General features: G+C 56.5%; 19 protein-coding genes and 2 tRNA genes. 13 read left to right on the forward strand and 8 right to left on the reverse strand.

The genetic code is table 11. The features are described 5' to 3' along the window. The first annotated feature begins 132 nt into the window (after positions 1-132). Positions 133-771: an HTH-type transcriptional regulator RutR gene (rutR, locus tag FZF21_RS08040; protein WP_023324433.1), complete on the forward strand. Its 639-nt coding sequence runs from the start codon at positions 133-135 to the stop codon at positions 769-771. On the opposite strand, the gene FZF21_RS08045 is transcribed toward rutR, so the two are convergent. Both FZF21_RS08045 and putA read right to left on the reverse strand, forming a co-directional pair. Continuing rightward, on the reverse strand, positions 768-1,163 hold the full coding sequence (locus FZF21_RS08045; protein ID WP_047736801.1) for a lysozyme inhibitor LprI family protein: 396 nt from the start codon (positions 1,161-1,163) through the stop codon (positions 768-770). The genes rutR and FZF21_RS08045 overlap by 4 nt on opposite strands. Positions 1,164-1,263: 100 nt before the next feature. Continuing rightward, on the reverse strand, positions 1,264-5,226 hold the full coding sequence (putA, locus tag FZF21_RS08050; protein WP_149120984.1) for a trifunctional transcriptional regulator/proline dehydrogenase/L-glutamate gamma-semialdehyde dehydrogenase: 3,963 nt from the start codon (positions 5,224-5,226) through the stop codon (positions 1,264-1,266). A gap of 422 nt (positions 5,227-5,648) precedes the next feature. On the opposite strand from putA, the gene putP reads away from it, so the two are divergent. After that, complete coding sequence (gene putP / locus FZF21_RS08055) at positions 5,649-7,157, forward strand: sodium/proline symporter PutP (RefSeq protein WP_017384768.1); 1,509 nt, start codon at positions 5,649-5,651, stop codon at positions 7,155-7,157. A gap of 72 nt (positions 7,158-7,229) precedes the next feature. After that, on the forward strand, positions 7,230-7,649 hold the full coding sequence (locus FZF21_RS08060) for a DUF3574 domain-containing protein (protein WP_033487255.1): 420 nt from the start codon (positions 7,230-7,232) through the stop codon (positions 7,647-7,649). 71 nt (positions 7,650-7,720) lie between these two features. Here the strand turns inward: FZF21_RS08060 and FZF21_RS08065 are convergent, their stop codons facing one another. Next, complete coding sequence (locus tag FZF21_RS08065) at positions 7,721-8,905, reverse strand: nucleoside transporter C-terminal domain-containing protein (protein ID WP_017384766.1); 1,185 nt, start codon at positions 8,903-8,905, stop codon at positions 7,721-7,723. 251 nt (positions 8,906-9,156) lie between these two features. Here FZF21_RS08065 and efeU point away from each other — a divergent pair, with 251 nt between their 5' ends. The 5 genes from efeU (at position 9,157) to FZF21_RS08090 (ending at position 15,661) form a co-directional block, all read left to right on the forward strand. Then, positions 9,157-9,990, forward strand: a complete 834-nt coding sequence (gene efeU, locus FZF21_RS08070; protein WP_023303410.1) for an iron uptake transporter permease EfeU — start codon at positions 9,157-9,159, stop codon at positions 9,988-9,990. Between the two features lie 40 nt (positions 9,991-10,030). Continuing rightward, on the forward strand, positions 10,031-11,158 hold the full coding sequence (efeO, locus tag FZF21_RS08075) for an iron uptake system protein EfeO (RefSeq protein ID WP_039271135.1): 1,128 nt from the start codon (positions 10,031-10,033) through the stop codon (positions 11,156-11,158). A 3-nt stretch (positions 11,159-11,161) separates the two neighbouring features. Further along, positions 11,162-12,445, forward strand: coding sequence for an iron uptake transporter deferrochelatase/peroxidase subunit (gene efeB, locus FZF21_RS08080; RefSeq protein ID WP_023296295.1), 1,284 nt, complete (start codon positions 11,162-11,164; stop codon positions 12,443-12,445). 500 nt (positions 12,446-12,945) lie between these two features. Beyond that, positions 12,946-13,737 (forward strand): phosphate starvation-inducible protein PhoH, encoded by a 792-nt coding sequence (gene phoH / locus FZF21_RS08085; protein ID WP_047736796.1) that lies wholly within the window; start codon positions 12,946-12,948, stop codon positions 13,735-13,737. A gap of 418 nt (positions 13,738-14,155) precedes the next feature. After that, the gene (locus tag FZF21_RS08090) at positions 14,156-15,661 is read left to right on the forward strand and encodes an alanine/glycine:cation symporter family protein (RefSeq protein WP_047736794.1); all 1,506 of its coding nucleotides are present in this window, start codon (positions 14,156-14,158) and stop codon (positions 15,659-15,661) included. A 244-nt stretch (positions 15,662-15,905) separates the two neighbouring features. Here the strand turns inward: FZF21_RS08090 and FZF21_RS08095 are convergent. The 3 genes from FZF21_RS08095 to FZF21_RS08105 form a co-directional block, all read right to left on the reverse strand. Beyond that, a tRNA-Ser gene (locus tag FZF21_RS08095) sits at positions 15,906-15,993 on the reverse strand. Between the two features lie 137 nt (positions 15,994-16,130). Continuing rightward, positions 16,131-16,808 carry an isochorismatase family protein gene (locus FZF21_RS08100; protein ID WP_003858068.1) on the reverse strand — a complete coding sequence of 226 codons (678 nt, stop codon included), beginning with the start codon at positions 16,806-16,808 and terminating at the stop codon, positions 16,131-16,133. A 19-nt stretch (positions 16,809-16,827) separates the two neighbouring features. Continuing rightward, positions 16,828-17,688: a pirin family protein gene (locus FZF21_RS08105; RefSeq protein WP_047736792.1), complete on the reverse strand. Its 861-nt coding sequence runs from the start codon at positions 17,686-17,688 to the stop codon at positions 16,828-16,830. A gap of 109 nt (positions 17,689-17,797) precedes the next feature. Between FZF21_RS08105 and FZF21_RS08110 the strand changes: the two genes are divergently transcribed. Then, entirely contained in the window at positions 17,798-18,703 is a 906-nt protein-coding gene (locus FZF21_RS08110) for a LysR family transcriptional regulator (RefSeq protein WP_017384759.1), read from the forward strand. A 120-nt stretch (positions 18,704-18,823) separates the two neighbouring features. On the opposite strand, the gene FZF21_RS08115 is transcribed toward FZF21_RS08110, so the two are convergent. After that, a tRNA-Ser gene (locus FZF21_RS08115) sits at positions 18,824-18,911 on the reverse strand. A gap of 229 nt (positions 18,912-19,140) precedes the next feature. Here FZF21_RS08115 and ghrA point away from each other — a divergent pair. The 4 genes from ghrA to FZF21_RS08135 all read left to right on the forward strand — a co-directional run bounded on the left by ghrA (position 19,141) and on the right by FZF21_RS08135 (position 22,054). Continuing rightward, the gene (gene ghrA, locus FZF21_RS08120) at positions 19,141-20,079 is read left to right on the forward strand and encodes a glyoxylate/hydroxypyruvate reductase GhrA (RefSeq protein ID WP_017384758.1); all 939 of its coding nucleotides are present in this window, start codon (positions 19,141-19,143) and stop codon (positions 20,077-20,079) included. Between the two features lie 84 nt (positions 20,080-20,163). Continuing rightward, positions 20,164-20,901 (forward strand): phosphatase, encoded by a 738-nt coding sequence (locus FZF21_RS08125; RefSeq protein WP_003858061.1) that lies wholly within the window; start codon positions 20,164-20,166, stop codon positions 20,899-20,901. Between the two features lie 19 nt (positions 20,902-20,920). Further along, a complete protein-coding gene (locus FZF21_RS08130; RefSeq protein ID WP_023303414.1) occupies positions 20,921-21,475 on the forward strand; it encodes a molecular chaperone in 555 nt (184 codons plus the stop codon). Between the two features lie 96 nt (positions 21,476-21,571). Next, positions 21,572-22,054 carry a DUF1097 domain-containing protein gene (locus FZF21_RS08135; RefSeq protein WP_074173090.1) on the forward strand — a complete coding sequence of 161 codons (483 nt, stop codon included), beginning with the start codon at positions 21,572-21,574 and terminating at the stop codon, positions 22,052-22,054. A 43-nt stretch (positions 22,055-22,097) separates the two neighbouring features. On the opposite strand, the gene csgG is transcribed toward FZF21_RS08135, so the two are convergent. After that, positions 22,098-22,931 (reverse strand): curli production assembly/transport protein CsgG, encoded by an 834-nt coding sequence (csgG, locus tag FZF21_RS08140; RefSeq protein WP_003858055.1) that lies wholly within the window; start codon positions 22,929-22,931, stop codon positions 22,098-22,100. Positions 22,932-22,949: the final 18 nt, after the last annotated feature.

Below are 22,949 nucleotides of genomic sequence, written 5' to 3' on the forward strand. Positions count from 1 at the left end.
GCGAAAATGTGGACTGGATGGTCAAAATCATTGCACAGAAAACAGGCACTCATGCGCGCTGAGGGTGCAGAAGGTCGTGGCGAGACGGGGGTTTTGCTATGCTGAGCGCAGGACAGAAAATGGAGAGCGAAAATGACACAAGGCGCAGTGAAAACACCCGGTAAACGTTCGCAGGCGGTGAGCGCCAAGAAACAGGCGATCCTCAGCGCCGCGCTGGAGACATTTTCGCAGTTTGGTATTCACGGTACGCGCCTTGAGCAGGTGGCGGAGCAGGCCGGGGTGTCCAAGACCAATCTGCTCTACTACTACCCGTCGAAAGAGGCGCTGTATGTGGCGGTGATGCAGCAGATCCTGGATATCTGGCTCGCACCACTTAAAGCATTTCGCGAAGAGCTGGCCCCGCTGGTGGCGATAGAGGAGTACATACGCCTGAAGCTGGAGGTATCGCGTGATTACCCGCAGGCATCAAGGCTGTTCTGCCTGGAGATGTTGCAGGGCGCGCCGCTGTTGCAGGCGGAGCTGACCGGCGATTTAAAGCAGCTGGTGGACGATAAATCGGCCATTATTGCCGGATGGGTCGCCAGCGGAAAACTGGCGCCCGTCGATCCGCATCATCTGATCTTTATGATTTGGGCCTCCACCCAGCATTACGCTGACTTTGCGGCCCAGGTCGAGGCGGTGACCGGTAAAACGCTCCAGGACGAGGCGTTTTTCCAGAGCACCCTGGAAAACGTACAGCGGATGATTATCGAAGGGATCCGCGTGCGCTAGTTTCCCGGCGGAAGAGGACAGCTTAAGTCGCCCTCTTCACACTGCATCAGCGTGGCCAGAAACGCTTCGCGCTCCGCGGTTTTCTCCGCCAGACACTGGTTAACAATCATTGGCTGAACGCTCCCGCCTTCCGTACCCGAACCGATAAACGCACAGTCCGCGTCGCGCAGGCTAATCCACGCCTGCTGCGCCTTTTTCAGGAGATCGCGCTGAGGCGATGCCGCACGTTTGATGGCGGCCTGATACGTCTCGTTGAGCTTTTTATCGGCGGCCTGGTACTGTTGCGCGCTACAGGTGTTCAGTTCAAGCTGGGTGGTCGCGTTGTCGCACTCGTCGGCCAGCGCGCTGGCGCTCATGAGCAGGGCTGCACCTGCGAGAAATACTCTTTTCATCATCCCCTCCATGTAAAAAAGCCGGATACGCTGTGCTTATCCGGCCTGGGCTGTTTTGTAGCCCCGGTAAGCGTAGCGTCACCGGGGAGAGTTTACACGATTAACCGATTGTCATCAGGCTGGCGTTACCGCCCGCCGCCGCGGTGTTGACGCTGAGCGAGCGCTCAACGTACAGGCGCTCCAGCAGCAGGTTGGTCTCCCCGCGGGCGAAGCCCTGCACCGAGACAATCGCGCCGCTGCGGGCCGCCACCTGCTCGCACAGTTCGCGCAGCTGGTCGGAATCACCGTGGTAGATCACCGCGTCAAACGGCTGGGTCAGCAGGGCATCGGCCTTCGCAAAGCGAATGCGGGCCGAGACCGCTTTTGGCAACTGTTTGGCGAGGTCGCGATGCAGGGCATCTTCCGGCCACAGCACCTCACAGCCCGTTGCCGTTGCGGCTGCCAGCTGCACCAGCGCATCCTCCTCGTTATCCGCCACGCACAGCACACGCTCGCGCGGCATCAGCGTCCAGGTGTTGCGCTCACCGGTTGGACCCGGCAGCAGACGCTGTGTTCCCGCCTGCGCCAGCTCGCCGTACTGCTGTGCAATCGCATGCAGCTCGGGACGATTTTCAGCCCACTTAATCAGCGCGTCCAGCGGCTGGGTCAGCACGGCTTTCACCTGCGCATCCACCGGATATTCCGCGTCCTGACGCGCCAGCGTCACGCCCAGCGCATTTTCCGGACGGTTTGCCAGCAGGCGGTACAGATAGAGCGGACCGCCCGCTTTCGGGCCGGTGCCGGAGAGACCTTCACCGCCGAACGGCTGCACGCCCACGACCGCGCCAACCATGTTGCGGTTGACGTACAGGTTGCCGACTTTAGCATTGCCGGTCACCTGGGCAATGGTTTCGTCGATACGGGTATGCACGCCAAGCGTCAGGCCGTAACCCGAGGCGTTGATCTGATCGATCAGCTCGTTGAGGTTGTTACGGTTGTAGCGCACCACGTGCAGTACCGGGCCGAAGACCTCTTTTTTCAGCTCGTCGAAGCTTGCCAGCTCAATCAGCGTTGGCGGCACGAAGGTGCCGGTCTGCCACTCGCGGGCATCTTCGCTGTTCTCGCGCACCGCCTGGAACACCGGACGGCCTTTGGCACGCATGGTCTGAATGTGATTTTCAATGTTGGCTTTGGCTTCCGCGTCGATCACCGGCCCGATGTCGGTGGTGAGACGGCCCGGGTTGCCCATGCGGCATTCCGCCATCGCACCGCGCAGCATCTTCAGCGTGTGGTCAGCCACGTCATCCTGTAAGCACAGTACGCGCAGGGCGGAACAGCGTTGGCCCGCGCTGTCGAAGGCAGAGGCCAGCACGTCAACGACGACCTGCTCGGTGAGCGCGGAGGAGTCCACGATCATGGCGTTCATGCCGCCGGTTTCAGCGATCAGCGGGGTAGGACGGCCCTGCGCATCCAGACGGTTGGCGATGTTGCGTTGTAGCAGGGAGGCCACTTCGGTAGAACCGGTAAACATCACGCCGCGTACGCGGTTATCGGAGGTCAGTTTGGCCCCGACCGTTTCACCGCGCCCTGGCAGCAGCTGCACCACGCCCGCCGGTACGCCCGCTTCCAGCAGAATGCTAATGCCCTGGGCGGCGATCAGCGGGGTCTGCTCTGCCGGTTTCGCCAGCACGCTGTTGCCTGCGGCCAGCGCCGCGGCAATCTGGCCGGTGAAGATCGCCAGCGGGAAGTTCCACGGGCTGATACACACCACCGGGCCGAGCGGACGGTGGGTTTCGTTGTCGAAATCATCGCGCACCTGACCGGCGTAGTAGTGCAGGAAGTCGACCGCCTCGCGCACTTCGGCGATGGCGTTGCTGAAGGTTTTACCCGCTTCACGCACCAGAATGCCGATAAGCTGCTGCATCTGATCTTCCATCAGCACCGCCGCGCGTTCCAGAATGGCGGCACGCTCCTGCGGCGGGGTGGCAAACCAGATTGGCGCGTTGTTCACCGCGCTCTCCAGGGCCTGCTCCACTTCCGCTTCCGTGGCTTCGCGCACGTAGCCGACGATATCCTTCGGCTCTGCCGGGTTGATCACCGGCTGCATTTCACCGTCCTCAACGGACTGCTCAAGGATCGGCCTGGCCTGCCACTTCTGCAATGCGCTGTTTAGCAGGGCAGAAGAGAGCGACGCCAGACGGTGTTCGTTGGCGAGATCCAGACCCGCCGAGTTGACGCGACCTGCACCATACAGCTCGCGCGGCAGGGCAATCTTCGGATGCGGCAGACCAATCTGGCCTTCCTGCGCCGCCATCTTCTCAACGGCCTGTACCGGATCGGCCACCAGTTCGTCCAGCGGCAGGGTGGTATCGGCGATGCGGTTAACGAAGGAGGTGTTCGCCCCGTTCTCCAGCAGACGACGCACCAGGTAGGCCAGCAGGGTTTCGTGGGTACCTACCGGGGCATAGATTCGGCACGGACGGTTCAGCTTGCCGTCGGCCACTTTACCGGTCACTTGCTCGTACAGCGGTTCACCCATGCCGTGCAGGCACTGGAACTCGTACTGGCCCGGATAGTAGTTCTGACCCGCGAGGCTGTAGATCGCCGCCAGGGTGTGGGCGTTGTGGGTGGCGAACTGAGGATAAATCAGGTTCGGCACGCCGAGCAGTTTTTTCGCGCAGGCGAGGTAAGAGACGTCGGTATAGACCTTGCGGGTATAGACCGGATAACCTTCCAGACCTTCCATCTGGGCGCGTTTGATTTCGCTGTCCCAGTAGGCGCCCTTCACCAGACGGATCATCAGGCGGCGACGGCTGCGGCTGGCCAGGTCAATCAGGTAGTCAATGACGAACGGACAGCGTTTCTGGTAGGCCTGGATAACGAAACCAATCCCGTTCCAGCCCGCCAGCTCCGGCTCGAAGCACAGTTTTTCCAGCAGGTCGAGGGAGATCTCCAGACGGTCCGCCTCTTCGGCGTCGATGTTGATGCCGATGTCATACTGGCGCGCCAGCAGGGTCAGGGACTTCAGGCGCGGGTAGAGTTCTTCCATCACCCGGTCGTACTGCGCACGGCTGTAGCGCGGGTGCAGGGCGGAAAGCTTGATAGAGATGCCCGGACCTTCATAAATACCGCGACCGTTGGACGCTTTACCGATGGCGTGGATCGCCTGCTGGTAAGAGACCATGTAGGCCTGCGCGTCGGCGGCGGTCAGCGCCGCTTCACCCAGCATGTCGTAGGAGTAGCGGAAGCCTTTGTCTTCCAGCTTGCGGGCGTTCGCCAGCGCTTCGGCAATGGTTTCCCCGGTGACGAACTGCTCGCCCATCAGGCGCATCGCCATGTCCACGCCCTTGCGGATCAGCGGCTCGCCGCTTTTGCCGATGATGCGGTTCAGAGAGCGCGACAGGTTGGCTTCGTTATGGGTGGAGACCAGCTTGCCGGTAAACAGCAGGCCCCAGGTGGCGGCGTTAACGAACAGGGACGGACTGCGGCCAATGTGGGAGTGCCAGTTGCCGTTGCTGATTTTGTCGCGGATCAGGGCATCGCGGGTGGCTTTATCCGGAATACGCAGCAGCGCTTCCGCCAGACACATCAGCGCCACGCCTTCCTGCGAGGAGAGGGAGAACTCCTGCAACAGACCCTGCACCATACCGGCGCGTCCGCTGGCGGTTTTCTGGTTACGCAGCTTGTCGGCGAGCTGATACGCGAGGCTGTGCGCCTGAGCGGCAACGGCTTCCGGCAGGCGCGCCTGCTCCAGCAGCATCGGCACGGCGTCGGTTTCGGCACGGCGGTAGGCGCCGGTAATGGCGGCGCGGCTGACGGACTGCGGCAGGATCTGCTCGGCAAATTCCAGGAACGGCTGGTGGTTCTCTTCAACGGCCGTCGCGGCCTCTTCGCTTTCGTTCGCTGCACCCGCCAGCAGGGCAGGCAGCTCCGGCAGACCTTCTTCACTCTCCAGTCTTTCCAGATAGTTAAAAATCGCCTGCTTGATTAACCAGTGCGGTGTGCGGTCGATGCGGGTCGCAGCGGTTTTAATCCGTTCGCGGGTAGCGTCATCCAGCTTAACCCCCATGGTGGTCATCCCCATGCCAAAACTCCTGTTGTTCTGTAATAGCGTTCTGTTGATAGCGTGAAATATCCACCATGTTGCAACTTTGTGCAACCGTGTTAAATGTGACCTGGTCTGCAAGCTGGAAAATGAATGGATTGTTAACGATTAGTTAGCTGTGAAAAAGAACGTGCGGCGGTTTCTGAGCCCAGTTTTTATGCGGTGCTTAACACTTTTTAAAGGTGCAACCCGTAAAAGCGTGAGCGAGTGCAACCTATAGGAAAGACGTATAAAACCAGGGATGAAATTCATGTAAATGCAGTGTTAAATCGTTTGTCAGTGGGATGCGTATACGGCAGGATAGCGCGCCCAACGGAAACACATACACACATCACTACGTTCCGGTGATGACATAACAAGGCAACCCGGACGGTTGTCGCTCGACATTTTGGAGAATTTGAATGGCTATTAGCACACCGATGCTGGTGACATTTCTCGTTTATATTTTTGGCATGATCCTGATAGGGTTTTTGGCATGGCGTTCCACTAAAAACTTTGACGACTACATCCTCGGCGGGCGCAGCTTAGGCCCGATGGTCACCGCACTCTCTGCGGGCGCTTCCGACATGAGCGGCTGGCTGCTGATGGGCCTGCCGGGCGCGATTTTCATCTCCGGTATCTCCGAAAGCTGGATCGCCATCGGCCTGACCGTTGGCGCGTGGATCAACTGGAAGCTGGTGGCAGGCCGTCTGCGCGTGCACACCGAAGCCAACAACAACGCCCTGACGCTGCCGGACTACTTCACCGGACGCTTTGAAGATAACAGCCGTATCCTGCGCATTATCTCCGCGGTGGTGATCCTGCTGTTCTTCACCATCTACTGTGCCTCCGGCATCGTGGCGGGCGCGCGCCTGTTCGAAAGCACCTTCGGCATGAGCTATGAAACCGCCCTGTGGGCCGGCGCCGCAGCAACCATCCTCTATACCTTCGTGGGCGGATTCCTGGCGGTAAGCTGGACCGATACCGTGCAGGCGAGCCTGATGATCTTCGCCCTGATCCTGACTCCGGTGATTGTCATTTTCACCGTCGGCGGCTTTGGCGAATCGCTGGAAGTGATCAAGCAGAAGAGCATCGAAAACGTCGATATGCTGAAAGGGTTGAACTTCGTCGCCATCGTCTCTCTGATGGGCTGGGGCCTGGGCTACTTCGGCCAGCCGCACATTCTGGCGCGCTTCATGGCGGCGGATTCTCACCACACCATCGTTCACGCGCGTCGCATCAGCATGACGTGGATGATCCTGTGTCTGGCGGGGGCGTGTGCGGTCGGCTTCTTCGGTATCGCGTACTTCAACAACAACCCGGCGCAGGCGGGCGCGGTGAACCAGAACGCCGAGCGCGTATTCATCGAGCTGGCGCAGATCCTGTTCAACCCGTGGATTGCCGGTATTCTGCTCTCCGCGATCCTCGCGGCGGTGATGTCCACCCTGAGCTGTCAGCTGCTGGTGTGCTCCAGCGCCATCACCGAAGACCTCTACAAAGCGTTCCTGCGTAAGGGCGCGAGCCAGAAAGAGCTGGTGTGGGTAGGGCGCTTTATGGTGCTGGTGGTTGCGCTGGTGGCGATTGCGCTGGCGGCAAACCCGGAAAACCGCGTCTTGGGGCTGGTGAGCTACGCCTGGGCGGGCTTCGGTGCGGCATTTGGTCCGGTGGTGCTGTTCTCTGTACTGTGGTCACGCATGACCCGCAACGGCGCGCTGGCGGGGATGATTATCGGTGCGGTAACCGTTATCGTCTGGAAACAGTTCGCGTGGCTGGGCCTGTACGAAATCATTCCGGGCTTCATCTTCGGCAGCCTCGGTATCGTGGTGTTTAGCCTGCTGGGTAAAGCGCCGTCTGCGTCTATGCAGAAACGCTTTGCGGAGGCGGACGCGCACTATCACTCAGCGCCGCCGTCTAAGCTCCAGGCTGAGTAATTTTCCCCTCACCCTAACCCTCTCCCCGGTGGGGAGAGGGGATAGTCCTTTCACCTATGTGAGTCTTCATCAATGAGAATTAAAACAGGGTTAATGGTGGCAGCATTCGTGATGCTGGCGGGCTGTAGCGCACCCGCACAGCACGCGGCGGTGGAAACCTGCAAAGCAGAAAATCAGATGCAGCAGACCACGCTTTATTTCGGCTTAAACCGTCCTGCCGGGGCGCAAATCACAGGCAACGAATGGCAGCAGTTTGTCGACCAGGACGTGACGCCACGCTTTCGCGATGGTTTAACGGTATTTGATGCGCGCGGTCAGTGGCTGGGGAATGATGGAAAAGTGGCGCGCGAGCCGAGCAAGGCATTGATGCTGATCCACGCTAAAGACGCGCAGAGTGAGAAGAATATCGAAGCGTTGCGCGGGATCTATAAGTCACGCTTCGCGCAGGAGTCGGTGATGCGGGTCGACCAGCCGGTGTGCGTGCAGTTTTAATGAAAACGGCGGGAAACCCGCCGTTGTTGTATCGTAGGCCCGTGCAAGCGAAGCGCCGCCGGGCACAAAACTTACAGCACCAACCCCGCAAAGCTCGCCGACAGCAGGCTTACCAGCGTTGCCCCGTATACAAGGCGTAAACCAAACCGCGACACCACGTTACCCTGTTGCTCATTCAGACCTTTTATTGCCCCCGCCACAATGCCGATGGAAGCGAAGTTAGCGAACGACACCAGGAACACGGACAAAATCCCCAGCCCGCGCGGTGACATTTGATGGGCTATTTTTTGCAGCTCGATCATCGCCACAAATTCATTCGCCACCAGTTTAGTTGCCATAATGCTCCCCGCGCTTAAGGCATCGCTCAGCGGAATACCAATAAGCCACGCCAGCGGATAAAACACATAACCCAGAATCTGCTGGAAGCTCATGCCAAATATGCCGGAGAAGAGGGCGTTAATGGCGCTAATAAGGGCGATAAAGCCAATCAGCATCGCCAGAATAATCATCGCCACCTTAAAACCGGCCAGAATATACTCGCCCAGCATTTCAAAGAAGCTCTGGGATTCGTGCAGTTTTTCCAGCCTGATATCCGGCTCCGCTTCCGGGCGGGCCGGGTTAATGACCGAAAGAATAATAAAGGTGCTGAACATGTTCAGGATCAGCGCCGCGACGACAAACCTGGCGTCGAGCATAGTCATATAGGCCCCGACAATCGACAGCGAAACCGTCGACATGGCCGTGGCAGCCATCGTAAACAGACGACGCGAGGAGAGATCGCCCAGCACGCCTTTGTAGGCAATGAAGTTTTCCGACTGACCGAGGATCAGCGAACTCACCGCGTTAAAGGATTCCAGCTTGCCCATGCCGTTCAGTTTTGACAGCAGCGTCCCGATCACCCGAATAAAGATCGGCAGAATACGCCAGTGCTGAAGAATACCAATCAGCGCCGAGATAAAAATAATGGGGCAGAGCACGCCAAGGAAAATGAACGCCAGCCCTTTTTCACCCATCCCGCCAAAGACAAAATTCGTCCCTTCGGCAGCGAATTTAAGCAGCGACTCAAAGAAACCGGAAACGTATTTAATAATAAACAGGCCGCTTTCTGCGTGGAGGAAAAAGAACGCCAGCGCGATTTCGATCACGATCAGCTGTAAAACGAAACGAATACGAATTTTTCGGCGGTCGAAACTCACCAGCCAGGCGAGCGCAAGAATAATCACCAGCGCCAGCAGGAAATGGACAATTTTAAACATGGCTTATTTTCAGTTGGTTTTCGAGGCGGACATTTAGCCACAGCCCCGGTTAACCGTAAATGGGCATTTTCGTTATACCTTATAAACGTAACGGTTACTCAGGCAATTATTACTCCGCAATGCGTTTACATCTGGTCATCAAAACGCAACACATTTCGCTTGTTTTTCTTGTTGCCGTAATGATAATCACTATCACAAGAATTTACTTTTCTTTGCATCAGTTGACCGCGATAAACATTTAAGGTGTCGGCATGTTTGTTCCTTTTCTCATTATGTTACGTGAAGGCCTTGAAGCGGCCCTGATTGTTAGCCTTATCGCCAGTTATCTGAAGCGTACCCAGCGCGGACGCTGGATTGGCGTCATGTGGGTTGGGGTTTTCCTTGCTGCGGCGCTCTGCCTGGGCCTCGGTATCCTCATCAACGAAACCACCGGGGAGTTCCCGCAGAAAGAGCAGGAGCTGTTTGAAGGGATCGTCGCCGTGATTGCGGTGGTGATCCTCACCTGGATGGTGTTCTGGATGCGCAAGGTCTCCCGTAACGTGAAGGTACAGCTTGAGCAGGCGGTGGATAACGCCTTGCAAAAAGGCAACCACCACGGCTGGGCGCTGATCATGATGGTCTTTTTCGCCGTGGCGCGTGAAGGCCTGGAGTCTGTGTTCTTCCTGCTCGCGGCTTTTCAGCAGGACGTGGGCATCTGGCCCCCACTGGGCGCGGTGCTCGGGCTGGCCACGGCGGTTGTGCTTGGCTTCCTGCTCTACTGGGGCGGCATTCGTCTTAACCTGGGGGTGTTCTTCAAGTGGACCAGCCTGTTTATTCTGCTGGTGGCCGCAGGGCTGGCGGCAGGGGCGATCCGCGCCTTCCACGAAGCGGGTCTGTGGAACCACTTCCAGGACGTGGCGTTCGATCTCAGCAACGTCCTGTCGACCCATTCACTGACCGGTACCCTGCTCGAAGGGATCTTCGGCTACCAGGAAACGCCGAGCGTCAGCGAAGTGGCGATGTACTTTATCTATCTGGTTCCGGCGTTGATCCTGTTCGCTATGCCGCCGCGTACCGGCTCGCAGACGTCGCGCGTAGCGCCGTAAGTGCTGTTTTAGTTACAACATACTTTTAAAGGGAAGAGTCATGGCCATTCAGTTCCGTCGTAGTGCGTTATGCGCAGGCATTGCCGCGCTGTTCGTGTCTGCCTTCACCGCTCAGGCGGCAGATATTCCGCAGGTAAAAGTCACCGTCAACGATAAACAGTGCGAGCCGATGACCATCACGGTTAACAGCGGTAAAACGCAGTTTATTATTCAGAACCACAGCCAGAAGGCGCTGGAGTGGGAAATCCTGAAAGGCGTGATGGTGGTGGAAGAGCGCGAGAATATCGCGCCGGGCTTCAGCCAGAAGATGACCGCAAATCTTCAGCCCGGGGAATATGACATGACCTGCGGCCTGCTGACTAACCCGAAAGGTAAGCTGATCGTCAAAGGCGCAGCGACGGCGGACGCGGCCAAAGGCACGGCGCTGCTGAGCCTCGGCGACGCCATTACCGCCTATAAAGCCTACGTCACCAAAGAGACAGCGGATCTGGTGGCAGGCACCAAAGCCTTTACCGACGCGGTGAAAGCGGGCGACATCGAAAAAGCGAAATCCCTGTATGCGCCTACCCGTCAGCACTACGAGCGCATTGAGCCGATTGCCGAACTGTTCTCTGACCTCGATGGCAGCATTGACGCCCGTGAAGACGACTACGAGCAGAAGGCCGCCGATCCGAAATTCACCGGCTTCCACCGTCTGGAAAAAGCCCTGTTTGGCGATAACTCCACCAGTGGGATGGAGAAATACGCCGAGCAGCTCAACAGCGACGTGCTGGAGCTGCAAAAACGCATCAGCGAGCTGGCATTCCCACCGTCGAAAGTGGTGGGTGGCGCAGCGGGCCTGATTGAAGAAGTGGCCGCCAGCAAAATCAGCGGTGAAGAAGATCGTTACAGCCACACCGACCTGTGGGACTTCCAGGCGAACGTCGACGGCGCACAGAAAATTGTCGAGCTGCTGCGGCCTCAGCTGCAAAAAGAGAACGGCGAGCTGCTGGCGAAAGTGGATGCCAACTTTAAGAAAGTTGACGCTATCCTGGCGAAATACCGCACCAAAGACGGGTTCGAAACCTACGACAAGCTGACCGATGCTGACCGTAACGCGCTGAAAGGCCCGATAACCACCCTGGCGGAAGATCTCTCCCTGCTGCGTGGCGTACTGGGTCTGGATTAAGCGATGAACAAGCATGACGAATACGACGTGGCGGAACCTTCCCGACGTCGGTTGTTAAAAGGGGTAGGGGCGCTGGGCGGCGCGTTTGCCCTGGCGGGAGGCTGTCCGGTGGCGCATGCGGCAAAACCGCAAAGCGCCCCTGGCACGCTCTCCCCGGATGCGCGTATGGAAACGCAGCCGTTTTATGGTGAGCACCAGGCGGGGATCCTGACGCCGCAGCAGGCCTCGATGATGCTGGTGGCTTTCGATTCGCTGGCGAGTGATAAAGCCGACCTTGAGCGTCTGTTCAGGCTGTTGACCACGCGTATTGCCTTCCTCACCGCCGGCGGTCCCGCACCGGAAACACCGAATCCGCGCCTGCCGCCGATGGATTCCGGCATCCTCGGCGCGTTTATCGCTCCCGATAATCTGACCATCACCGTGTCGGTGGGGGAATCGCTGTTTGATGATCGCTACGGACTGGCGAAGCAGAAGCCGAAAGCGCTGCAAAAAATGACGCGATTCCCGAATGATTCTCTCGACGCGGCGCTGTGCCACGGCGATCTGCTGTTGCAGATCTGCGCTAATACCCAGGATACGGTGATCCATGCCCTGCGCGATATTATCAAGCACACCCCGGATCTGCTGAGCGTGCGCTGGAAGCGGGAAGGTTTTATCTCTGACCACGCCGCGCGCAGTAAAGGGAAAGAGACGCCGGTCAACCTGCTGGGCTTCAAAGACGGCACCGCCAACCCGGACAGCAGCAATACCGCGTTGATGAAGAACGTGGTATGGGTGACGGCGGATCAGGGCGAACCGGCCTGGGCGGTCGGAGGCACCTATCAGGCGGTGCGTATCATTCAGTTCCACGTGGAGTTCTGGGACCGCACGCCGCTGAAAGAGCAGCAAACTATCTTCGGTCGCGATAAGCAAACCGGCGCACCGCTCGGCATGAAGCACGAGCACGATGAACCCGACTACGCCCGCGATCCGAACGGGGATGTCATCGCGCTGGACAGCCATATTCGCCTCGCCAATCCTCGCACCAAAGAGACGCAATCCAGCCTGATGATGCGCAGGGGCTACAGCTACTCGCTGGGGGTGACCAACTCCGGTCAGCTTGATATGGGACTGCTGTTTGTCTGCTATCAGCACGATCTGGAGAAGGGATTCCTCACCGTGCAGAAGCGGCTCAACGGCGAAGCGCTGGAGGAATATATTAAGCCCATCGGCGGCGGCTATTTCTTTGCCCTGCCCGGCGCGCGTGACGCGAACGCCTGGCTCGCTCAGGGTCTGATAGAAGCCTGATAATCGTCCCTGCGACAGTTCGCGGGGACATTATTTTTTCGAAGGACTATCTTATTGTTATATTTCTGTAATATTTCTATATAAGACTGATTTTCCATGTAGGGGCAGTCCTAAAAGTTGCATTCAGGTAAAATAAATGTTGCATTTATGATAATTCCTGATGTACTTAAGAGAAGACAGCGGTAGTTCCCGGCAGTGATGCTAACTCACTATGGAGATCGCGAATGGTTGCGTCCTGTACTGGACAAGGTAAACACATCAACCGCAGTACCCGGCGCGGAGGCTCAGACTCCGGCAGCGATTTCTTCACCACCAAATTCTCTCCTTCACCTCAAGAACCTTTTTCTACCGACGTGCATAACGGTGCGCGTAGCCGTTGTATATCGTCATCCGGTAATGCAAGCAATGGCTTACAAGGAAGCCAACCCTCTGATGTTCGTGCGCATAATCGTGCCGATGCTGGCGCGTGTGATGAATACCAACAACTCAAGGTGCTATCCATGGGAAGACAGAAAGCAGTGATCAAAGCTCGTCGTGAAGCAAAACGTGTGCTGAGACGGGATTCACGTAGCCATAAGCAGCGTGAAGAAGAATCGGTCACCTCGCTTGTGCAGATGAGCGGCGTAGAATCCATTGGCATGGCGCGGGACAGCCGCGATGCATCGCCAATTGTGGCGCGGAATGAAGCTCAGGCGCACTACCTGAATGCTATCGAGAGTAAACAGCTCATCTTTGCAACCGGGGAAGCCGGATGCGGGAAAACCTGGATCAGCGCCGCCAAAGCGGCGGAGGCGCTGATTCATAAGGACGTGGAAAGGATCATCGTTACCCGTCCGGTACTGCAAGCGGATGAAGATTTGGGCTTCCTGCCCGGCGATATTTCCGAGAAGTTTGCCCCGTACTTCAGGCCCGTCTATGACGTGCTGGTGAAGCGGTTGGGCGCTTCCTTTATGCAGTACTGCCTGCGACCAGAGATTGGCAAGGTGGAAATCGCGCCGTTCGCCTATATGCGCGGACGTACATTTGAAAATGCGGTCGTTATTCTTGACGAGGCTCAGAATGTGACCGCTGCGCAAATGAAGATGTTTTTAACGCGCCTCGGGGTGAACGTGACGGTTATCGTCAACGGCGATATTACCCAGTGTGACCTGCCGTCGGGCGTGAAGTCCGGCCTGAGCGATGCCATGTCACGTTTTGATGAAGATGAGATGATAGGGGTGGTCCGCTTCACAAAAGAGGACTGCGTCCGCTCAGCGCTGTGCCAACGAACGCTGGAAGTGTACTCCGACTAAGATCATTTCACATTTTAAGTCATTTCTTCCCGGCGTTATGCCGGGAAGCTTCCTTTATTCCCTCTGCACGCGTGGCTTTTTTAAATCATATTTATTTCCTATAGCATTCAACGGGATTTACGCCCCGTTTTGCGGTAATAATAATATTACTGTTAATTTGCTGCGAACGCTTTTTATACAGGTCACGGAAATGTGATATGTATTTATAATACCCACAAAATATCGATGAATATAATGATCATGCTAATTATTGGTTTAAAATTAAACGTGAAAGTTGTCACAGAACATGACTAAACAGTAAAAATTAAGTTGGTGTCTTTTGGGTAATTATCTATGTTTCGTACTTGTTCAGACAAAATTCTAAAAAGAAACTCTCCAGGGGATCGTTTCCTCTGGAACATCACGCTAAGGGTCATACATGAACGAACTGGTTAGTGCAATTAATGGTGTTATCTGGAGCCCGGCGTTAATATTTTTATGTCTGGGTGTCGGCCTCTATTTCTCGCTGCGTAGTCGCTTTCTGCAATTACGGCATATAAAACTTATGATTACCCTGATGTTTCAGGGGCGTCCTACCGAGGCAGGCGTGTCGTCGTTTCAGGCGCTGACGATGACGCTGGCGGGCCGCGTGGGGACAGGGAATATTGCCGGTGTAGCGACCGCCATTACCTTTGGTGGACCCGGTGCGCTTTTCTGGATGTGGATCGTGGCATTTTTGGGGGCAAGCTCTGCTTTTGTCGAATCCACGTTAGGTCAGGTTTATAAAGAGAAAATTAACGGCGAATATCGTGGTGGTCCTGCCTTTTATATTGAGAAAGGGTTAGGCGTGAAGTGGTACGCATGGTTATTTGCTATCGTAACGATTTTCTCCTGCGGATTATTACTGCCAGGTGTGCAGGCAAACTCTATTGGTGCGAGCCTGGATATTGCCTTTGGTCTGAGCCCAAATGTCACGGCGGCGTTACTTGCTGTGCTGTTGAGTTTTATTATTTTTGGTGGCGTAAAAAGGATTGCCAGCTTTAGCAGCATGGTGGTTCCGTTTATGGCGCTCGGCTATATTATTGTGGCGTGCGTGATTATCGCTATCAATATTGATCAGCTTCCTTCAGTTATATTGCTGATCTGGAAAAGTGCTTTTGGCCTTGAAGCTGGGTTTGGCGCTATTCTGGGCCAGGCCATCATGTGGGGCGTCAAGCGTGGCGTCTATTCCAACGAGGCGGCGCAGGGTACCGGGCCACATGCCTCCTCGGCGGCTGCCGTAAGCCATCCGGTGAAACAGGGGCTGGTTCAGGCGTTCTCCGTGTACATCGACACGCTGTTTGTCTGCTCCGCGACCGGGTTTATGCTGTTGATCACCGGGCTGTATAACGTGCAGGGCGTCGACGGCGCAGCGCTCTATACCGGAATAGCAGGCGTGGCCGCAGGACCGGGATATGTCCAGACGGCAATGGAAAGTATGATGCCGGGCTTCGGTAATTACTTTGTTGCCATCGCGCTGTTCTTCTTTGCCTTCACCACGATCATTGCTTACTACTACATCGCTGAAACGAATATCGCCTACATCAACCGTAAGATTCATCGCCCGTGGCTGACGTTCCTGCTCAAGCTGTGTCTGATGGCTTCGACGGTATATGGCACGGTACGCACCGCGGATCTGGCCTGGGGATTAGGGGATATCGGCGTAGGGCTGATGGCATGGCTCAACATTATTGCCATCGTTCTGTTGCATAAAAAAGCGTTTGCCAGCCTGAATGATTATGAAATCCAGAATGCACAGGGGTTGGATCCACACTTTGACCCGGTTCGGCTGGGGATTAAAAATGCGGATTACTGGCTGGAGGAGCGTAAGGATGAAGCGGGTTTGAATATTGGCCAGAGACTTGCTCCCGAGGGAAAGCAACCGGCTGGAAAGCTGAATAGCTGAGGAATGGTTGAGACAGGCCCGTGCTTTTGTACGGGCTTTTTTTTGTAGGTGAGGCAGCTCGTGTCGCACCGGGGGGGATTGACTCGCTTCGCTCGCCCTGCGGGCAGCCTGTTCGCTATGCTCTCAGTCTGTCCAACTGGCTGCCGCCAGTTGTCGAACCCCAGTCGGGGGTTCTCATCCCCCCCTTTTCGGAGAATATAAAAGAAAAAAGCCCGTACTTTCGTACGAGCTCTCATCTTAAATATGGCGGTGAGGGGGGGATTCGAACCCCCGATACGTTGCCGTATACACACTTTCCAGGCGTGCTCCTTCAGCCACTCGGACACCTCACCATATTGTTTTGCTGCCTGACCGCTTGGGGGGCAACGGGGCGCTACTATAGGGAGTTGCGCTAAAACGGTCAAGCAGATTTTCAGCATTCGTGCTTGTTCGGTTAAGCCTTAATCAGCTTATGTCGCAGCGCGCAGGATTAACGCTGCGAATCGAGCACTTCGCTATTTTTCACCACGTCCTGCGCTTTGCTGTAGCTTTCGATCAGCAGCTGGTAGGCCGGGAAGATGTGTGTGTACACCTCAGCCCATTCACCCGCATCTTCACGGTTCCACGTGCGCTGAATTTCGGAAGCAACAGCAGCCGTGTCCATCGGCACCACGCCTGCCTGCACCACGCGCGCCAGGGTGATCTCCTGCGCCATTTTGCTGTAGGTGCCGGAGGCATCAATCACCGCAAACACTTTATATCCGTCCGCCACCGCGCTGATGGACGGGAAGGCCATGCAGACGCTGGTGATCGTCCCCGCGATAATCAGCGTTTTGCGCCCGGTGGCTTTCACCGCCGCCACGAACTCCGGGTTATCCCAGGCGTTGATCTCACCCTTGCGTGCCACATACTGTGCGTGCGGCGCGTTGGCGTGGATCTCCGGGATAAGCGGGCCGTTCGGTCCCTGTGGAACCGACGCCGTGGTGATCACCGGGATCTTCGCCAGCGAGGCGATTTTTGCCAGCGCTGCTGCACGGGCGCGCAGCTCAGGCATTGGCATGTCTCCTACGGTCTGGAACAGCCCGCTCTGGTGATCGATAAGCAGCATAACGGCATCGTTTACGTCAATAACGGGACGTGCACCGTTGAAGTTTGCAGGGGTAGACATAATGCGCTCCTTATTACGTTTAGATTTGGCCAAAGCGGCCGGAGTTGAAATCGCGAATAGCCTCGGCAATTTCGGTTTTACTGTTCATCACAAACGGGCCATAGCCCACGATGGGTTCATTCAGCGGCTCCCCGGCCATCAGCAGCACTTTGGCATCGCTGCTGGCTTCGAGATGCAGTTTGTCACCGCTCTGACTCAGCACGACCAGTTGCGCCTCACCGGCAGGCGTGGTGCCGTTCACCGTCACGCTGCCTTCAACGACAACCAGCGCCGTGCTCCAGCCTTCGGGCTGATTGAGCGTCAGATGGCTACCCTGGCGCAGCGCGAGATCCAACACGTTCAGCGGTGAGAAGGTATGCGCCGGGCCGGTTACCTCTCCAAAACGGCCAGCAATCACGCGCAATGTTCCGCTGTTATCCGGCAGGGTGACCACCGGGATATCCGACTGAGTGATGCTCTGGTAGCCAGGCGTCGCCATTTTGTCTTTGGCGGGCAGGTTGACCCACAGCTGCATCATTTTCAGTTCACCGCCTTTCTGCGAAAACGCGCTGGAGTGGAACTCCTCGTGCAAAATGCCTGCGCCTGCCGTCATCCACTGCACGTCGCCTGGGCCAATAACGCCGCCTCTGCCGGTGGAATCACGGTGCTCCACTTCGCCTGAGTAGACGATGGTCACCGTTTCAAAGCCGCGATGAGGATGCTCGCCCACGCCGCGTTTCGCGCCGTCCGCCGGGAAGATATGCGGTCCGGCGTAGTCCAGCAGCAGGAACGGGCTCAGGGGCTCGCCGTGCGTCTGGTAAGAAAACATCGAACGAACCGGAAAACCGTCACCGACCCAGTGCGGACGAGGTGCGGTATACACGCCTGTTACGTTTTTCATGATTAACTCCTGATGTCCTGTTGATGGAATTAGCTTATATTCAGGGTTAATATCCCGGTAGATAGCAAAAATGACATTCACTGTTCCTTAAATGGAACAATGGAGGCGTATGCAGGATCTCAATGATTTCGTATGGTTTGTGAAGGTGGTGGAGCATGGTGGCTTTGCGGCGGCGGGTCGGGCGCTCGATCAGCCTAAGTCGAAACTGAGCCGTCGGATTGCGCAGCTGGAAGAACGCCTGGGCGTTCGGTTGATCCAACGTACCACGCGGCAGTTTGCGGTGACGGAGGTGGGGCAGACGTTCTATCAGCACTGTAAAGCCATGCTGGTGGAAGCTGAAGCTGCGGAGGAGGCGGTGGCTGCTTTACAGGCTGAGCCGCGCGGTATGGTCCGGATCACCTGTCCTGTCACCTTGCTGCACGTTCACGTGGGGCCCATGCTGGCACGGTTTATGGCGCGCTATCCAGGGATCAACCTCCAGCTTGAAGCCACCAACCGCCGGGTCGATCTGGTGGCGGAGGGGGTGGATGTGGCGATCCGCGTTCGTCCGCGCCCGTTTGATGACAGCGATCTGGTATTAAGGGTGCTGGCGGACAGGGGGCACTGTCTGGTTGCCGGGCCGGCACTGATTGAACGGATGGGCAACCCGGCGATGCCCTCTGAACTCAGCGAGTGGCCGGGGTTAAGTATGGGGGCGGGCAAGCACCTGCATAAGTGGGAATTGAGCGGGCCGGAGGGCGCAAAGGCAGAAATTCACTTCACGCCGCGCCTGGTGACTACCGACATGCTGGCGCTGCGGGAGGCGGCGATGGCGGGCGTGGGCGTGGTACAGCTGCCCATTTTGATGGTGAAGGATCAGCTGGCTTCAGGTGAACTTGTTCGGGTGCTGAATGCCTGGGAACCCAGACGGGAAGTGATCCACGCGGTGTATCCATCCCGGCGCGGCCTGCTGCCATCGGTCAGGACGCTGGTGGATTTTCTCACCGAAGAGTATGCAAAGATGGTTGAAGACTAGCTTTTTGTAGGTCGGGTAAGCGTAGCGCCACCCGACATAAAGAACGCAGGGAGCGAATCTCCTTACGGAGAATATAAAAGAAAAAAGCCCGTACTTTCGTACGAGCTCTTGTCTTGAATATGGCGGTGAGGGGGGGATTCGAACCCCCGATACGTTGCCGTATACACACTTTCCAGGCGTGCTCCTTCAGCCACTCGGACACCTCACCATATTGTCATCCCGTTGTTGTCGGGACGGGCGCTAATGTAAGGAAAAGCCGTACTGCCGTCAACCCACTTTTTCAGTAATTTAGCGTGTTTAGACAAACTTCAGGCAACCTGATTCCGAAATGTGCGAAATGCGCCTCTTTTATCAGCAACGCGGTTTAGCGATAAATTTGTTATGCTGGCAAGCCAGTTGAAAATGAAAATAAAACAGCGCAATAAAAGGCAATGACTATGGATATTATCTTCTATCACCCCACTTTTGATACGGCTTACTGGATTAACGCGCTCACGGCGGCACTGCCTGGCGCACGCGTTCGCGAATGGAAACAGGGCGATAATGAACATGCCGACTACGCGCTGGTCTGGCATCCCCCGGTCGAAATGCTTCAGGGACGCCGTTTGAAGGCGGTGTTTGCTCTTGGTGCGGGTGTGGATTCCATTCTCAGTAAGCTGAAGGCACACCCTGAAATGCTGCCGGAGGATATTCCCCTGTTTCGTCTGGAAGATACCGGTATGGGGCAGCAGATGCAGGAATATGCCGTGAGCCAGGTGCTGCACTGGTTCCGCCGCTTCGACGATTATCAGGCGTTTAAACAGCAATCCCACTGGGAACCGCTTCCGGATTATCAGCATGAAGATTTCACCATCGGCATCCTCGGCGCGGGTGTACTGGGTTCGAAAGTCGCCGAAGCGCTCGCGCCGTGGGGCTTCCCACTGCGCTGCTGGAGCCGGAGCCGTAAGGATTATCCAGGCGTCGAGAGCTTTGCCGGAACGGACGAACTCCCGGCGTTCCTGAAAGGGACTCGCGTCCTCATTAACCTGCTGCCGAATACGGCGGAAACGGTCGGCATTATCAATGGCACGCTCCTCAACCAGTTGGCAGAAGACAGCTACTTAATGAACCTGGCGCGCGGGGTACACGTTGTGGAAGACGATCTGCTGAAAGCGCTGGATAGCGGTAAACTGAAAGGCGCAATGCTGGATGTCTATAGCCGCGAACCGCTGCCGACAGACAGCCCGCTCTGGGCACATCCGCGCGTGGCGATGACGCCTCATATTGCGGCCGTGACGCGACCGGCGGAGGCCGTGGCGTACATCTCGCATACCATCAGCGAAATAGAGAAGGGCAACGCGGTGACCGGACAGGTCGACAGACAGCGAGGCTACTGAGAGAAACCCGGCGTTCGCCGGGTTTTTGCTAATATTCGCCGCTGATAACTGCTATCCTTTGGAAAAACCGCAGAGGAGAGAAAGATGTATCCCGTTGACCTGCATATGCACACCGTCGCCAGTACCCACGCTTACAGTAACCTCCATGATTATATCGCTCAGGCGAAGCTGAAAGGCATTAAACTGTTTGCGATAACCGATCACGGTCCGGATATGGCGGATGCGCCGCACTACTGGCATTTTGTGAATATGCGTATCTGGCCACGCCTGGTGGACGGTATCGGGATACTGCGCGGCATCGAAGCGAACATCAAAAATACTGACGGTGAGATTGACTGCACCGGCCCGATGCTGACCTCCTTAGATCTGATCCTCGCCGGCTTCCACGAGCCGGTCTTTGCGCCCCAGGATAAAGAGACCAACACCGCAGCGATGATTGCCACTATTGCCAGCGGCAACGTGCACATTATCAGCCACCCGGGAAATCCGAAATACCCGATTGATATTCAGGCCGTGGCGCAGGCGGCAGCGAAGCACCGCGTGGCGCTGGAGATTAACAACTCCTCCTTTGTTCACTCGCGTAAGGGCAGTGAAGCCAACTGCCGCGAAGTGGCGGCGGCCGTGCGTGACGCGGGCGGCATGGTGGCGCTGGGCTCTGATTCACACACGGCCTTCACGCTGGGTGATTTTAGCGAGTGCCTGAAAATATTGCGGGACGTGAATTTCCCGGAAGAACAGATCCTGAACGTCACGCCGCGTCGTATGCTCGACTTCCTTGAGTCGCGCGGCATGGCGCCGATTGATGAATTTGCCGATCTTTAATTAATAACGGAATAAAAACATGAATGAGTTTTCCATCCTTTGCCGCGTGCTGGGCACCTTATATTACCGCCAGCCGCAGGATCCGCTGCTGGTTCCGCTGTTTACCCTGATTCGTGAAGGTAAACTGGCGCAGAGCTGGCCGCTGGAACAGGATGAGTTGCTGGAACGCTTGCAAAAAAGCTGCGATATGCAGCAGATTTCAACGGATTACAACGCGCTGTTTGTGGGAGAAGAGTGTCGCGTGTCGCCGTATCGTTCTGCCTGGCAGGAAGGTACGACCGAAGCGGAAGTTCGGGCGTTTCTGTCAGAACGCGGCATGCCGCTGACGGATATGCCTGCCGATCATATCGGTACCCTGCTGCTGGCGGCCTCCTGGATTGAAGATAATGCAGGTGATGATGAGAACGAGGCGATTGAAACCCTGTTCGAAACGTATTTGCTTCCGTGGGTTGGCACCTTCCTGGGTAAAGTTGAAGCCCACGCCACCTCGCCGTTCTGGAGAACGCTGGCTCCGCTGACGCGTGACGCCATCGCTGCCATGTGGGACGAGCTGGAAGAAGAGAACGAAGAGTGATTTGAATCACAAAAATCCTGCAACGATACATTTCAACTTGCACGTAATGTGCTTCTGATCTCATTTCTATGGTGCGCATCTGCTAAGATGCACACCATGAACATACTACTTTGTATTGCAATCACGACTGGCATCCTCTCCGGCCTCTGGGGGTGGGTGGCTGTCTCTCTCGGCTTGTTGAGCTGGGCTGGTTTTCTTGGCTGCACGGCCTATTTCGCCTGCCCGCGGGGTGGTCTCAAAGGGCTCTTCATCTCCGGCTGTACTCTGATGAGCGGTGTGATTTGGGCGCTGGTCATTATGAAAGGCAGCGCGCTGGCGCCGCATGTGGAAATCCTGGGGTACGCCATCACCGGCATTGTGGCCTTCCTGATGTGCGTTCAGGCAAAACATCTGCTGTTGTCCTTTGTGCCCGGCACGTTCATGGGTGCCTGCGCGACCTTTGCGGGGCAGGGGGACTGGAAGCTTGTGGTCCCTTCGCTCATGCTGGGATTACTGTTTGGCTACGCCATGAAGAACAGCGGCCTCTGGCTTGCGGCCCGACGCGAGAAGAGCCAGAGCGTTCCTGCGGTAAGTAAATAAAAAAAGGCGAGACGGAAATCTCGCCTTTTTTATGCGCCGCCGATTATGACTCTGGCGGCACCGACATCTCTCGGTATTTCACCAGCACCGCATTACTCACGTCACTTTTATTCTGAAGATCCCACAAGCCGCGATCGATACCGTCATTAATCAGGAAAATCACGCCGGTTTCGATGGCCGACATCAGACACAGCATGACCGGCTCGTTAGAGGTATAGCCAATTTCACCCTCCAGCAGACGCTGGTAATCGATAAAGCGGAACACCCCGGCCTGCACTTCATAAGAGAGAATCGTTTTGCTGGTGGTCACGGAGGATAATATCTCACCCGTGCTCACGTTAACCACGCGCAGGTTGACGGCAATCTGATCCAGCTGATACTGCGTGTCGGCCCCGATGCCAAAGTAACGCGCACCCGCGCCGCCCGATTTCACGTTACTTTCGTAGCCGATAATCGAGCCTTCCACCATGATATTGGCTGCGGTGAGAGACTGTAGCGGCATGCGGTTATTGACGCCAACGGTACCATTCTCCTGCGCGGCACGAATGATTTTTCGTTCGTTAAGCAGGTTTTGCAGCCCCTGACGTTCCAGCGGGATAAACCAGCGAGAATCTTTCAGGGCGGTGACCAGCATCGCGGTGGCGCTCTGCGGTACGGCCGTCGAGAAGTTACTGGCCGGATACGGTTTGAACTGGCCCGTCTCATCCTGAATGTTATAGACCGAGACGAATATCTTCCCGGTAGGGACCGGCAGATGCGTCAGATCCCGGTAGCTCTGGGCACGAGGCATTAGGGTGGGTTTAGCGGCTTCTTTTGGCGGGGCAGTTAAACAACCGCTTAATAAGCACACTGCAACTAAAATAAAAAAGCGCTGCATAATAATTGTCCTTATTTC

Origin of the sequence: Enterobacter sp. LU1, from assembly GCF_008271405.2 — a bacterium.
Lineage (GTDB): Bacteria > Pseudomonadota > Gammaproteobacteria > Enterobacterales > Enterobacteriaceae > Enterobacter > Enterobacter hormaechei_C.

What these genes read in the sequence shown, in the direction of transcription:
- putA (WP_149120984.1), bottom strand. Translation starts at nt 5,226, where the DNA reads ATGGGGATGACCACCATGGGGGTTAAGCTGGATGACGCTACCCGCGAA.
- FZF21_RS08125 (WP_003858061.1), top strand. Translation starts at nt 20,164, where the DNA reads ATGTATCCCGTTGACCTGCATATGCACACCGTCGCCAGTACCCACGCT.
- FZF21_RS08065 (WP_017384766.1), bottom strand. Translation starts at nt 8,905, where the DNA reads ATGTTTAAAATTGTCCATTTCCTGCTGGCGCTGGTGATTATTCTTGCG.
- rutR (WP_023324433.1), top strand. Translation starts at nt 133, where the DNA reads ATGACACAAGGCGCAGTGAAAACACCCGGTAAACGTTCGCAGGCGGTG.
- FZF21_RS08130 (WP_023303414.1), top strand. Translation starts at nt 20,921, where the DNA reads ATGAATGAGTTTTCCATCCTTTGCCGCGTGCTGGGCACCTTATATTAC.
- FZF21_RS08110 (WP_017384759.1), top strand. Translation starts at nt 17,798, where the DNA reads ATGCAGGATCTCAATGATTTCGTATGGTTTGTGAAGGTGGTGGAGCAT.
- FZF21_RS08100 (WP_003858068.1), bottom strand. Translation starts at nt 16,808, where the DNA reads ATGTCTACCCCTGCAAACTTCAACGGTGCACGTCCCGTTATTGACGTA.
- efeB (WP_023296295.1), top strand. Translation starts at nt 11,162, where the DNA reads ATGAACAAGCATGACGAATACGACGTGGCGGAACCTTCCCGACGTCGG.
- FZF21_RS08045 (WP_047736801.1), bottom strand. Translation starts at nt 1,163, where the DNA reads ATGAAAAGAGTATTTCTCGCAGGTGCAGCCCTGCTCATGAGCGCCAGC.
- efeU (WP_023303410.1), top strand. Translation starts at nt 9,157, where the DNA reads ATGTTTGTTCCTTTTCTCATTATGTTACGTGAAGGCCTTGAAGCGGCC.
- FZF21_RS08060 (WP_033487255.1), top strand. Translation starts at nt 7,230, where the DNA reads ATGAGAATTAAAACAGGGTTAATGGTGGCAGCATTCGTGATGCTGGCG.
- FZF21_RS08105 (WP_047736792.1), bottom strand. Translation starts at nt 17,688, where the DNA reads ATGAAAAACGTAACAGGCGTGTATACCGCACCTCGTCCGCACTGGGTC.
- FZF21_RS08135 (WP_074173090.1), top strand. Translation starts at nt 21,572, where the DNA reads ATGAACATACTACTTTGTATTGCAATCACGACTGGCATCCTCTCCGGC.
- csgG (WP_003858055.1), bottom strand. Translation starts at nt 22,931, where the DNA reads ATGCAGCGCTTTTTTATTTTAGTTGCAGTGTGCTTATTAAGCGGTTGT.
- efeO (WP_039271135.1), top strand. Translation starts at nt 10,031, where the DNA reads ATGGCCATTCAGTTCCGTCGTAGTGCGTTATGCGCAGGCATTGCCGCG.
- putP (WP_017384768.1), top strand. Translation starts at nt 5,649, where the DNA reads ATGGCTATTAGCACACCGATGCTGGTGACATTTCTCGTTTATATTTTT.
- FZF21_RS08090 (WP_047736794.1), top strand. Translation starts at nt 14,156, where the DNA reads ATGAACGAACTGGTTAGTGCAATTAATGGTGTTATCTGGAGCCCGGCG.
- phoH (WP_047736796.1), top strand. Translation starts at nt 12,946, where the DNA reads ATGGGAAGACAGAAAGCAGTGATCAAAGCTCGTCGTGAAGCAAAACGT.
- ghrA (WP_017384758.1), top strand. Translation starts at nt 19,141, where the DNA reads ATGGATATTATCTTCTATCACCCCACTTTTGATACGGCTTACTGGATT.